This window comes from Paenibacillus terreus (genome assembly GCF_042138595.1).
Classification (GTDB): Bacteria; Bacillota; Bacilli; order Paenibacillales; family Paenibacillaceae; genus Paenibacillus; species Paenibacillus terreus.
Genome location: NZ_JBHIRX010000008.1, coordinates 191,243 through 204,017, shown reverse-complemented (window position 1 = coordinate 204,017; position 12,775 = coordinate 191,243). Strand labels below are relative to the sequence as shown.

The 12,775-nt window shown below is 35.9% G+C and carries 9 protein-coding genes; 7 read left to right on the top strand and 2 right to left on the bottom strand.

The features are described from left to right. The first annotated feature begins 1 nt into the window (after window position 1). The 7 genes from ACE5KN_RS16270 (at window position 2) to ACE5KN_RS16240 (ending at window position 10,520) form a co-directional block, all read left to right on the top strand. Complete coding sequence (locus ACE5KN_RS16270) at window positions 2-508, top strand: hypothetical protein (RefSeq protein ID WP_375524761.1); 507 nt, start codon at window positions 2-4, stop codon at window positions 506-508. A 122-nt stretch (window positions 509-630) separates the two neighbouring features. After that, window positions 631-1,194 carry a hypothetical protein gene (locus ACE5KN_RS16265; protein WP_375533109.1) on the top strand — a complete coding sequence of 188 codons (564 nt, stop codon included), beginning with the start codon at window positions 631-633 and terminating at the stop codon, window positions 1,192-1,194. Between the two features lie 13 nt (window positions 1,195-1,207). Beyond that, window positions 1,208-2,254, top strand: a complete 1,047-nt coding sequence (locus ACE5KN_RS16260; RefSeq protein ID WP_375524759.1) for a hypothetical protein — start codon at window positions 1,208-1,210, stop codon at window positions 2,252-2,254. 547 nt (window positions 2,255-2,801) lie between these two features. Then, complete coding sequence (locus ACE5KN_RS16255; protein ID WP_375524758.1) at window positions 2,802-3,740, top strand: PD-(D/E)XK nuclease family protein; 939 nt, start codon at window positions 2,802-2,804, stop codon at window positions 3,738-3,740. 60 nt (window positions 3,741-3,800) lie between these two features. After that, window positions 3,801-4,946: a restriction endonuclease-related protein gene (locus ACE5KN_RS16250; protein WP_375524757.1), complete on the top strand. Its 1,146-nt coding sequence runs from the start codon at window positions 3,801-3,803 to the stop codon at window positions 4,944-4,946. After that, entirely contained in the window at window positions 4,946-8,176 is a 3,231-nt protein-coding gene (locus tag ACE5KN_RS16245) for a pPIWI_RE_Z domain-containing protein (protein ID WP_375524756.1), read from the top strand. The genes ACE5KN_RS16250 and ACE5KN_RS16245 overlap by 1 nt, the downstream gene beginning before the upstream one ends. After that, complete coding sequence (locus ACE5KN_RS16240; protein ID WP_375524755.1) at window positions 8,139-10,520, top strand: pPIWI_RE module domain-containing protein; 2,382 nt, start codon at window positions 8,139-8,141, stop codon at window positions 10,518-10,520. Before ACE5KN_RS16245 ends, ACE5KN_RS16240 begins: the two co-directional genes overlap by 38 nt. 36 nt (window positions 10,521-10,556) lie before the next feature. Here the strand turns inward: ACE5KN_RS16240 and ACE5KN_RS16235 are convergent, their stop codons facing one another. Together ACE5KN_RS16235 and ACE5KN_RS16230 are read right to left on the bottom strand one after the other, a co-directional pair. Beyond that, the gene (locus tag ACE5KN_RS16235) at window positions 10,557-10,769 is read right to left on the bottom strand and encodes a hypothetical protein (protein WP_375524781.1); all 213 of its coding nucleotides are present in this window, start codon (window positions 10,767-10,769) and stop codon (window positions 10,557-10,559) included. Window positions 10,770-11,743: 974 nt separating this feature from the next. Beyond that, on the bottom strand, window positions 11,744-12,556 hold the full coding sequence (locus ACE5KN_RS16230) for a hypothetical protein (RefSeq protein WP_375524754.1): 813 nt from the start codon (window positions 12,554-12,556) through the stop codon (window positions 11,744-11,746). Window positions 12,557-12,775 lie beyond the last annotated feature (219 nt).

Sequence of the window (12,775 nt, the reverse complement as noted above, 5' to 3'; positions counted from 1 at the left end):
AGTGGAAAAGCATGTAGTGTATTTTTATTACACAATTGGAGAGCGATCTGGCAGAATTATTTCCGATAGCTTTTTTGTTTTGGACTCTTACCCAGTCGCGGGATTAACGAATCCAAGCGATTCAAAAAAAATAAACTTAAATCTGAGGCCCTTTGAGTTGCAACAAAACAATCTTTACTCTTTAATTTCTCATTGTGAGGAATTAAATATACAGATTTTGAAAGTCGAATTTGATGACATTGATTTTGAGCTAGAGGAGGAGTTAAAAGAAGTTTTGAGTGAACGCCCCTCTTATTTATTTGAATTAACTAACGTTATCCGTTCTGAGAACATTGACATTAGGGCGATCACCTTCAATTATAACGACCGTCAATATCGAGTAACAAAATACGCGGTTGCGGAAATAATCGGAGACTGGGATGAGATTCCTTTTCTAACACTCAATACCCCATTAGCAATGGTCACCGGATTGAAGAAGTTTCCTGATGAAGGGACGTTTCGGCATTGAATCAATATTTCAAAATGATACTTACACAAACAGTACAATTTATTCTAATTCTCGTCTTTTTCCACGAATCAACTGGACAACCTTGGTTTGAAAACAAAATTAGGGACAGTATAATCTTAACCATGAGCTATGTTATATTCATGGTAATCCCTTTCTTCTCATGGCTTTTCCGTCCTATAACTATCACACTTAAACAAGAAAGTAGGCTGGGGAGAGGAATTGAAGTAACTCCCATTTTTGTGGAGAATAATTCCATGAGGACCCATCAAATGCTTAGAACGGTTAACCTTTCAATAGAGATTGTTAGAAGAGGAAGTGTTTGGTGGAGACTTCTAAATTGGTATTTAAGGAATAAGACAGTGAACATAGTAGTTAATTCTACGCCTGATGAATTGTTATTACAGCCAACAGATCCTTTTCTAATTAATGAAGTGATAGTGAGTAACACAGGATTCAAAATTGACATTAATCCTCTCATAAAAAGTATGGGATCTGGAAACGGTAAGTTTTCTATTAACAAATCATTTCCATACATTATCGCAGATCATCCTGATATTCACATAGCATATAATTTAAGTGCAGTAATTCAGCCGAAGTTGTACATTGGGGATAGACCTTCAATATTCTTAAAGTTGTTTATAAAATATGAAACAACTAACCATCAGGTTGTTTTTTTCAGAAGATAGGAGTGAACGTATATTGGCGGCATTCGATTTTGATAAGCGTTTAGTGATTTGGGCAATGGATCAAGTACATACTCTAAAATCTATAATTGATGTTTTAAGAATGGATTATAATATACCGATAGATTATCTCTCCGAAAGAGATGATTTAACAGATTACGAAAAAACGCTTCAGATACAGTGGCATCCTGCTGCTAGCGAAGGTTTTTCGATTGAATGTCTTAAAATAGGAGATGTAGAATATAACTATATTTCTGTTATTGGTAAATATGAAGATTTGTTAGGCGAAAAAAGAGCGGTTATTGATGGAAGGGTTTTACCAAGGGAGTATCGCGTATTTAATAAAACTGTTGATGTGGTATTTTTTGAGAACTATGGGCGTGTCTACTGTATTCTTGATGTAAGTGTAAGTCAAGAAAAAAGAGTTAGATCAGTTTTGTTTGGTCAGGGCTATCGAAAACTGAAAAAAGAAGAATGGGGCAAGGTCCAATACGATAAGTTAATGCAGTATACTTTGGATAGTGACTTCTTCTATTGGCTTTTTAATAAGAGAGGTCAAAAAATTAATATACAGCCAGCAAAAGATAGAGAAGATTACTTTATTAACCTTATCGATATTCATGCTGTCTCTCAATTGTCTGAAAGAGATGTACATGATAATAAAAGTGAGGGCGCTGGTGTCTTGGGGTCCATACCGACACTATCTGGATTAGGGATAAACCAGAATGTTTATGAAGGTGGATTACATATCATTATGCCTGATATGCAACTCCTTACTAAAGTAACAAAATCGTGTACATGTGTTCTTGATTCTACTCGTTCTGTAATTTCAAAAGAAGGTGGTTCGAGTTTAATTGTGGATGATTTCCCGAAAACATCCATTTTGATATACACAATATTATTTCCAGGATTGTTATCTTTATATCATGCTGAGAAGATCAACGGAGAATGGTCGGCTGAAAAAGGGGAGCAACAAAGGAAAGCATGGGCACTAGATGTTATTAAACAACTAGCTAGCGACAATTCTATCACAATGGAAGACATTGAAGAGGTCCTTTATTGAGACTTAATATCCACTCACTTTGTTGGTCTCTTGTTGGTATAATAATTTAGAATTGGAGGCAAAAGCTACTTCAACGTCTATTTATTCCATGATTAACGCGAAGTTCACAAAAAACTTGTTTATTGAGAGTTCTGGATTAACGCATATTATTAAAGTCAGCTCATGCATACGGTGTATGTGGAGGATGTTTTGTTGGTGAGGAATTAGAAATAAGTCTACATCTTTGCCACAAAGCCTGGTATTTCCTTACAATAAATCTGTCTAAGAGCCGACAGAATTCAGGTTTTTGTCCCCTGAGTATCGTTGGCTCTTTTTACTCGTTATATACGATTGAACAAACATCTTCTAGAAAACAATTCGGTAGTGTGGAAGAAACCAAGCCCCAAATAGCTAGGGTGCCTAAGTATGGTGAAACCTGTCCGTAGAAGCTAATCCACGAAAGTAATACAAAGTGATTTATAAAATAAATTATCATCAGCTAATAATTACCCTTTAAAGTGAGAGTGTATACATAATATGATGTTTTTGTGCGTTGAGGAGAGAAAATATGGGATTTAAATATCGAGAATATCCAGACTGGTCTTGGTCGCAAACGAGAGATAGAATTTTTAAGGAGTGTCAGAGAAAATATTACTATCACTATTATGCTTCACATAACGGCTGGTTGCCTGAGGCGAGTAAGCTATCTAAATCGGCATATCGGCTTAAACAAATTGCTAATTTGTATATTATATTTGGAGATGCATTGCATCAACTTATGGAAAGGTTATTGAACGACAGCTTGAAAACAGACGTTATTTCTGTGGATGCAAAAATTTTACAGAAGAAATTGAAGAACTATCTTAATCGTGCGTTCATAGACTCTCGTAATGTTTCACAATGGATGCAAGCTCCCAAACGCTCAATGATGCTTCATGAAATGTACTATGAAGGCGTTCTTAATCAAAATCGCATAGATAAAATCAATGAACGAATTGTTCAATGTGTAAGCAATCTGCGTCACTGCCTGAGTCTTCGTGAGTTAATGCACAATAAAGTAAATATCATTGAAATAGAGCAGCTGAATTCGTTTTTAATAGTTGAGACGCCTGTCTTTGTGAAAATGGATGTATTGTATTTCAAACCAGGTGATGATCGTTGGATTATTGTTGATTGGAAAACTGGCTTAGATGATGAGGAAAATGAAGATCAATTATTACTTTATGCAATGTATCTTAACAATAAGTACCAAGTCCCCTATGAAAAGACTGAAATTAGACTTGAATATCTCTTAACGGGTGAGTGTAAAGTTATCCATGTTAAGAAGGATGAAGTAAAGCGAACAATTGAACGAGTTAATAGCAGTGCTGCACAAATGAAATTACTGCTGGAGGATGAACTAACTAATAAACCCATGCCTGAGGGAAATTTTACTGCTTCACCATCAAAAATGAAGTGTAAAGGATGCAACTTTCGTGAAATGTGCGAAGATAAATTTATCGAATGATATGTGTAAGCCTGAAAAATTCTATTATGATAAACATCATTACAAAAGGGAGAGAATCAGGTGTTCGATCAAAAAAAACAACCAGATGAGTATCGAAACTATTTCTTTGATTCATTACGGTTACTTGCAAGAGGAATATGTGAAATGGATGAAAGAAGAGAAAATGGAAATTTAGCAGGACTGTCATCAACATGGAAGGTTGCTTCTGGACGTTTACAGTTAATCTCTTTGGCCAATCAAATCAAAAATCGCTTCCCTCTGACGCTCGATGAGCAGATAGATTGGTGGTCTCTTCCTTTGAATAAATGGAAGTTTCCGAGTTGTGAGGAATGGTTTGCGTACGAGGAAGAAGAATCTCCTCCGTTACTATATGATAAACGATTTGGAATTACAGATTTTTGTGTGAATATTGCGCAAGAAGGTGATGATCCTGTTTATGAACAAGATACAAAAGCTTTTGTGATTCTGAGAAACAATTTAAGGTTGGCTGGAAAAGAATCTGTATATAGGGATATTCGCAAGTTTCTTATTGAAAATTGTACTATTGATCCTAATGTACGTCTCCCAATAGAAAATGGTAATGAAGAATTGCTTAATTATGAGGGTGAACTTCGTTCTTTCTATGAAGCTGTTCCAGCTTACTATTTTATTAATGGTGGTATCCATCTCTGTCCAAGGTGTGGATGGACCTTAAAACAGACAAAGGACGGTCATTTTGAATGTGACACTGAGAAATGTAGACGGCTTACTGGAAATTTTGAATTAAAAAAGAAAACATTTTTATGCAATAAATTGATGAGGGTGAAGCGAGGAATTCGTCGTTATATTGTCGATCCTGGATTAACAGAGTTATCACTATATGAAAGAATATTAAAACGGTATCAAAAGAGAATTAAGCTCGAATTATATCCCGACTTTGACAAGTTTGATATACGACTTCAATTCGAGGATGGGGGTGTTTGGGTAATTGATTTGAAGGATTGGTCGAGTTCTACCAACTTAGCGCAAAGGGCCCCTTATTTTTCTGATCAGCACACTTGGGAGAAAGCACTTCTGGTATTCCCTGATTATAAGTCTGATGCTTATTTTGATAGATTTATCTATCAGTACAAACCAAAAGCTCAAGAAGGTGTTCTTGTTAAAAGCGTTACCCAGACTATACAAGAAATCGAAAAAAAAATAAAACAGTTGGGGGCGAAAGGATAATGAGAGTTCCTTTAACAATTGTTGCGAAAGATCAGTTGAAAACGGTAGCTGCCTTATTGAGGACTGATATACATGACGTGAAGGTTAAGGCTATTGTTTCCTTGGAACTAGCTGTATATGGTATGTCGAAACTTTTGCCTGTAGAGCTGCACACAACTGAACAACTGCCTTATTTATTTACAGGTACATATTACCCGTTTTTAAAGGAACATAATGAATATAATCAATTAATATGGCAGAATCTTCAAGTTCTTCTTCCGCAATTTAAAGCAAAACGATGTATTAAAGATGTAATGAACCATTACTCTTTAGTCCCTTCGAGATATCTTCATATTTACATTGATAATAACGGAAATTTTCATTGGCAAATACCTAGACAGGGAAAGAATCGCACGGAGGCATACGAAAAAATACTCAACAGTACGCTATCCCATAAATTAAATAAACGTGACTATGCGGACGTGGAGAAGCAAATTGTATATTACGATGAAGATAATCACGGTACTGTCTCAGTTGTACTGCCTGAATACCTACGTAAAAAGTCCGATACTTTAATTGAAAGTTCATTAAAGCAAGCTAGGCGATTGGAAATAACTAAGGAAGATCTAATCCTAACGGCGATAGAGATGGATCAGTTTGATCAGAAAAACGATTGGGAGGGTCGAATCAGTAGTCTTCGTTTTTCAAAATGGTCGGGCTCGCATTTAACGAAATTTGAGGAATTGCATATCGACGGTACCCAACATTGGCTTGGTACATTGTCGGCAGGTAAATCCACAATTATGGATGTTATAGCATATCATGTTGCAAGATATAAAAAAGGAAGGACGGTACTCGTTGTTGGCGATGTGGCATCAGCGTTAGAAAAAGTAGATATGTTTCAGAAAATGAAGATCAAATGCGTACCCATCATAAGCGCAAATGAACGGAAAAGACATATCCAACAATATTTTAATTCTTTACCAAGTGAATTTGAAAGTTTCGAGGAATTAAAAAGACCTGCTATGCGTTATTTAACTAATGTTTGTATTGTTCAAAGTTTACAGGATGGAATTAGTTCGTCACGCCCCCCATGTTTTCGGATGGAGCAGGGGGACGTAAAGAAATTATGCCCTTATTTCCATCAGTGTGAATATCATAATGCTTTTCATGATCTGCCTGATGCAAATATAATTGTTTCTACAATCCAAGGTTTGGTTCTAAGTTCGCTTCCGCCAGCAATTTCTGAAAGCGATATGAGAATGCTGGAGTATGTTCTTCGCCAAACTGATCTTATATTAGTGGATGAGGCGGATCGAGTCCAATCTCAATTAGATGAAATTTTTGCGCCGACTGAGGAGATCGCTGGAACAGCAGGAAGTTGGCTTGAAAATATTCATGATCGGATTATTACTTATTTAAGAAAAGATAAAACTTGCTTACAGAAGCCTCACGTGAGTGAATGGATAAGAGCAGTTCATAATGCAATGGGGGCAACAATTCACATCTACGGACAACTACATCAAGAAAAAAGTATATTTGACTTTGTAGGAAAGCAATTCTTTACAGGATACAAACTTATCAAACAGTTTTTGTCAGAAGCGTTTTCTTTTGATTTAATTGACGAAGATGAAAGTACTAAATTGGAGTACTATCAAGAATTACACGACAGATTTTTGAAGCTTATTCAAGTTGCTAGATCGAACGAAGAATTTGGTGAATCGGTGAATCTCGATGAATATCCTTCATTATACTTTGCTTATCATTCCATTCTTGATCAAAATGCGGATATGTATTTAGAAATGTTCTTAAAGCAACTCTCAACTGAACATTTATTTCCAAAAGGACATCTGCAAAAATTGCAAAATAAGCTAAAGTTTGCTTTAGCAGTGTTATACTTGGAGAATCGCTTGTTCTATTTAATTCATAATTTCGAGAGTATACAATCTGACTTGGATGAAGCGCTTGAAAACCTAGGTAATTTATATTCGATATTTAAAGGCGTTCCGCGAGATTATGATGGAATTGTTCCGTCAGCTCCAACAGGGATATGGTTAGGTTTTCAATACGAAAGTGACGAAAAGGCCCATGCAAAGAATGGAGTTCTAAAGTTAATGAGATATATAGGTGTGGGCCGGCATATATTGACTAATCTAAGCTCACTTTTTTCTAAACTGGATGGAGGCAGTGGTGCACCTGCAGTATTGTTAAGTGGCACAAGTTATCTCCCTGGATCTTCTAAGTACCATATCGACTTACCTGTTTCATATGTTCTGGAGCGTGAAAATGAACAAAAACCCGAAATTACACAGGTATTCAAACCGATTTATAACAGAAGAAATGAGCCGTTCAAAATCTCCGGGAAAAAAGGTGAAGAACGTTACGAAACACTTAAATCTCTAGCAAGACGACCTGTAACAAGAGAGATTCTAAAGGATGAATTATTTAAGTGCTCTATTGAGAGGGAGCGCTTACTAATTGTTGTAGGTTCCTATACTGAGGCTAGTCATGTGGCGGGTGAATTAAGAAAAAATGCAGAACACCCTGAAAGAATATATTATTTAGTGAAAGAAAGCAATACAAGTGAAGAGGGGGCTTTGCCACGACAAAAAGTTTCATCTTTTGCTAAATCAGGCGGAAATATTCTAGTTGCTCCTTTGATGGCGCTTGAAAGAGGCCATAACATCTTAACATATTATAATGGCCAGAAAGTAGGTGCTTTTTCTACTGCAATTTTTATGGTACGACCATTTCCCAAGCCCTATGATACCTCGCGTGTCATAAATCGGATTAATGAGTTCGCTATTAAGGCATACCGAGAATCAACCGAACATAAAGATTTAAAAAATCAAGCAGAGTACTTCAGAAAAATTGCTTATGCAATTCAAAAAGAAGTAATTCGAGGAAACAAGGGATTCAAAACAATGGATGAAAATGAAAGAAAACATCTAATCTTTGATTTGTTTGTGAATATATGGCAATTAACTGGTAGGTTAATTCGCGGTGGTGTTGATGCTAGAATATTGTATCTTGATGCCAGTTTTGCTCCAAAAAGCGCTGAGTATGGAGAGGACAGTTATGACACTAGCTTGCTCTTAGCTATGAGAGCAGAGTTAGCAGAAAAGCTTAATTCTAATGATGATTCCACTATTATTGAGGTATTATTTGATGTAATGATCAAGGGTTTGAATAATCTCGAAGGAGTAATTTATAATGATAAAGTTGAAGAAAGATATGGAAAAAAGGCCTAGATATGTGGGGGATCATGCGTATTTATATATGATTCCTCTCGATCAATCTGCATATAAAATTGAAGGATTTTCATTATTCTTTCCAGTTAGACTTCAAGAACGAATAAGAGTCGAAAACGGGAAAAACCTACAAAACATGCCTTTAACATCCCTGCATGATACTATGTCAAGTTTATTATCGGACCTATTGTTTATTAATAATCGTATTGACCGGAACATCAGTGAGCCATGGTTGTTTGCAGAGAGTCCAATAGATTTGGGACACATCAAAAATTTGATATCTGCGTGGTTTGAAATGACATTCAAAACTCGATTAGAAGTAGGAGAGCTAGAGGATTTACATTGGGTAAAGGCCGCACGAGAGTTTAAATTTAGTATTGATGAATTAAAAAGAGTTAAGTTTGATGATACGTTTGTCTATAATTATTTGCCTAAGTTTCTTGCAAGACGTCTAAAGGGAAGTTATTTGATTGATTCACTTGATCAAACGCTTAACTTTATTCCAACACAAAATGACAATTATGGACAATTGGTAAGCTGGCCTCCTCTTGAAAAGAAAAATAATAAGTTTTCATATAAGATAAATTTGAGTGTCCAAACGATTCCTTTTATCCCCAATCCGTTCTTGTATATCCATGTCCAAATGCTGAGATGGGTGAACCAAGATAAAGTCTTTCCGAACACTCGGAATTTTCATGTTTATTTTAAAGAACAGTTTCCCTGGTCAATAGGAGATGCATCATCAAGTTTCACATTAATTGAAGCTACGAGAAATGATGAAGGATGGCATTGGAAAAATAGGATTGGAGTGATACTGAAAAAGACAGGTTTTAATTCGTTACTTCCTTCTTGTTCAGACTGGATGAATAATACAGCTAAATATTTGGAAGCTGTTGATACAGCATGCGTATTGGCTGTTCCACATGGAAACCATATTAGAAATAATACCTATGTAGAAGCCGGTGCAGGTATGCCAGAGAGGTATGAAATCGCAAAAGCTGTCGCAGATAAACTAGGAAACTCCTTGACAAAAGTACCAAAAATCAAATCGACCCCTCGTATCTTAAAAAAAGAGTCAAGTTATTCCTTTTCAGAAGAGATTGATCTTGAGATTTATTATGAAAATGAAGAATGGTTGAATCTTACTAAAGAATGTTTGTTAACAGAATTGAGGCACTGTCAAAGCGTTGTGAATATAATTCCTATTCGTAGTAGTTTAAATATCAATATAATAAAAGCAGATGGAGTAAGTCGAACTGCTGCTTTAAAAGAGCACTTACCTGTATTATTGAATGAGTTATCGCCAATTAAACGGTTTACAGCGTGTTTGTTTGAACTACCATTTAAAGATCAATATTCAGATCAGCTCTTGGATCCAAAACAATTGCTAAGGTATGCATTCGCAAAGTCTTTTCGCATTGTCCAATTTATCAATGAATGGTCTGATGATCCTGCCAAGAATGGATCCCATCGATTCAACCGTGGAGTTCAAGATTTATTAAGGCAACTAGGAGTTTTTGGGGCGAGAGCTCTGGGGTTGATTAAACAGGATACAGCATATGTCGGAATTTATAATATAGATAAAAGGAAAAATTTAAAGAAAAATCAGGGATTAGATTTTCCTATTTTATGCTCAATCGAACAGGGGCAGGTCTATTTAACTGCTCCTGGGATGGAGTGGTTGCCATATCGTGAAGCATTAATTACTTTAGGTAGGAAATCCTCTGACATTCATAAAAATGTACCTCTACCTGAAAAGAGTACTAACTTTATTCTGCAGGCAATACAAAATCTAAAATCCGAAAAGGTTATCTTATTTGCTCATGCACAGAACATTCGTGGAACATTACCATGGTTTGCAAATGGTCAGATAAATAATTCATTTTTTCATTTTAATGAAGAAACCTCAATATCAAATAAAGAGATCTCCGTAATTCGTCTTAGAGATGAGACGAGATCTGAAGTTCCAGAGTGGTCATTGATCGGATATAAAAAGATTGGTGGGGTAAAACAACACGAGAAGGAAGAGGTTTGGCCTCAAGCTACAAACACCAATCTTTATAAACTTAATGATTCTGTGTACTTCAGTATTGCTAAAAAACCGAGTTCGGTTCAGGCGGCCGCAGGAGCAACTAAGTTGGATAACCCGTCCCAATATAATCGTAAAGAGACGGCAGTGGAAGTGATAGTTCCTGTAGTTGGAGCTTCGCAAACTCAAGAAAAGCTTGCGATACTAACTCATCAACTAAGGAAAGGGACAAGTTATCAATACGGGGATGATACTCTATTTCCATTGCCTCTTCATCTGGCAATTAAGGCAAAAGAATATGCTTTAATTCTATAAAGTATCTAGTACAGTCGAGCGTAAATCATCAATCCATTAAACGTGAAGTGGTTTACCACGGTAAGTCCATTGGAAAGGTTTCGCCATAGTTTGATTAAAGTAATCAATAAAACGTAAAATCTTAGTTTTTAGATCTTTCTTCGTGGTAAAGCTACCGTGCTTCAGTAGACACCGCACCAAAATACTGAACCAAATCTCGATCTGATTCAGCCAGGAAAAACAATGCTTCGGAGTATAGACAAACCGAATGCGATGCGTAGGGGAGGGCAGAAATTAGGCCCGAGCCTTCGAAGGGGATAGGGGGGGCAAGCAATGGTGATTACGGAGCGTTTGATACCAGACCTTGGCTCCGCTGAGCTTGTCGCTATTTGCGAGGCTGATGATACGGATACCTGAGTGATTATACGCCATATTTTAACACAGCTCACCCCTGCTACACCTAAAAAATCTGTTTGGTGTAGCAGGGGGGGCATTGAGCCGTTTTCCTGTCTCAAACCGCCATATTAAAAACAAATCGATGTAGCCGCAATCATATAGAGGTTACAAACTACAAATATAAAGGCGAGGTGATCGGGGAGGCAAGAAGTTATAGAAGTATGAGGTAGCGTATATAAGTAGAGAGCTATATGGATTCTCGTGTTGCGTGGGTCAAGTTAGGAAATTGGACAAAATGGAGTATTACTCTGGTCAGGCTTTAGAGATAGTATTGTTGAAGAATCGCAACATTAAATAGAACATTAAGGCAGTCAAATGTAATGACGGTGTAGAAATATTCAGTATTTTAAAAGAAGTCTATGTAAAATGATGAAGAAAGCGATTAAGTTGAGATGTTTCTGCATATAACATAAAGTAAATAAATCAGGTGTACTATGTAGTACATGTTTTCAGTTTTATGACATAAAACGTAAAAAGTAAGATGACCAGTAAAAGTAAAGAACTATAATAAAGGCGAACGAAAAGGAAGGGATGAGTTTTTCTCTCCTTCCTTTTCTGTTGTTAGACTTTCTTAGTATTATCGATTGGAAGCAAATGATGTACACATTTTTTTGAAATTATTAGTAATAAGATTAATGTTAATTTTAGATGACATAACCCAGTATTAGGACGTACTTCCTACAATATGATAAGATCATTATAATAGAGGTGCTATTAATGTTACTAATTAATCATGCGAAACCTTTTTGACCCTATATGAAACTATAGCTAATTCTCTAATATCAATCTTATTCTCTTATTTCCCTTATATCAATAATGCATTCAGCACTAATACTTGCTGTCTCTTTTAGGTAGATCATTGGATTGTCAGATGGATAGTTTGTATTAATAAACAATAGCCGTTCAAATGCTTTTAGTAACAAATACGATCTACCTCCTGTATCATCAATAACCGCCGAAGGGAATGTTGTTGGATCGATTTTATCGATTTTGACTTTTAAAGTAATAACAGAAGGGGTTGAACACTTAATCCATTTATTCTCCAGATTGGAATCTCGTAAAAGCTCTCTTCCTATATGACTAACAATTTCAGGACAACGCTTAATGTTCGATATATTTCGATCGTTTTCTGGATCATCACCAAACATGAAGCCATTGATGCATTGATCTTTTTCTACTCGATAATCAAGGTAGTCAGTAGACACTTTTTTCTCACGTACAAAAATCGATATATTTTCCTCCTTAACCTCAAGCGTCACTCCATGCTTTGACAAAAATGATTTGAATGTATTTTCGGTTGCAAACAGATCTTTCAGGCTTAACATACCGTGTTTAAAGAAGCTCTCCTTATCTAATATGGCGGCAATATGGCTTACGGTTATCGAATCAAAGGCAAGCTCTTCAGTTGACACATTAAAGTAGGAGAGAATACTATTCAAATCCAAGTTATCGTAATCCCAACGAATACCGTTTTGTTTCACGCGAAATCTTTGACTAATTATAAAATTATCAATATCATCAGTATTTGTACTTAAAATAGTAGAAAGAGACTTTTTCAATAGATCTGGAGTCAAACAATTCAACATGTTCTTATCTTCCATTGGGTTACCTCCTGTAACGATATTCTATATTAGAAAGTAGAACTCTATTTTTAAATAATGAATTTCAAGTAAGTAAGGGGGCAATTAATAGAATTATAACACAGGAGATATGGAAGCCTATTCTATAAAAAATAAGATGGGTTGGGAATATAGACTAAGAAGAAAACGCCTAAGGTTGTAGTAGGTATGTCTCAAACTAAATAAGATCTGAGCAGAAAT

Coding starts and splice junctions, on each gene's coding strand:
- ACE5KN_RS16240 (WP_375524755.1), top strand. CDS start 8,139: ATGATAAAGTTGAAGAAAGATATGGAAAAAAGGCCTAGATATGTGGGG.
- ACE5KN_RS16230 (WP_375524754.1), bottom strand. CDS start 12,556: ATGGAAGATAAGAACATGTTGAATTGTTTGACTCCAGATCTATTGAAA.
- ACE5KN_RS16255 (WP_375524758.1), top strand. CDS start 2,802: ATGGGATTTAAATATCGAGAATATCCAGACTGGTCTTGGTCGCAAACG.
- ACE5KN_RS16265 (WP_375533109.1), top strand. CDS start 631: ATGAGCTATGTTATATTCATGGTAATCCCTTTCTTCTCATGGCTTTTC.
- ACE5KN_RS16245 (WP_375524756.1), top strand. CDS start 4,946: ATGAGAGTTCCTTTAACAATTGTTGCGAAAGATCAGTTGAAAACGGTA.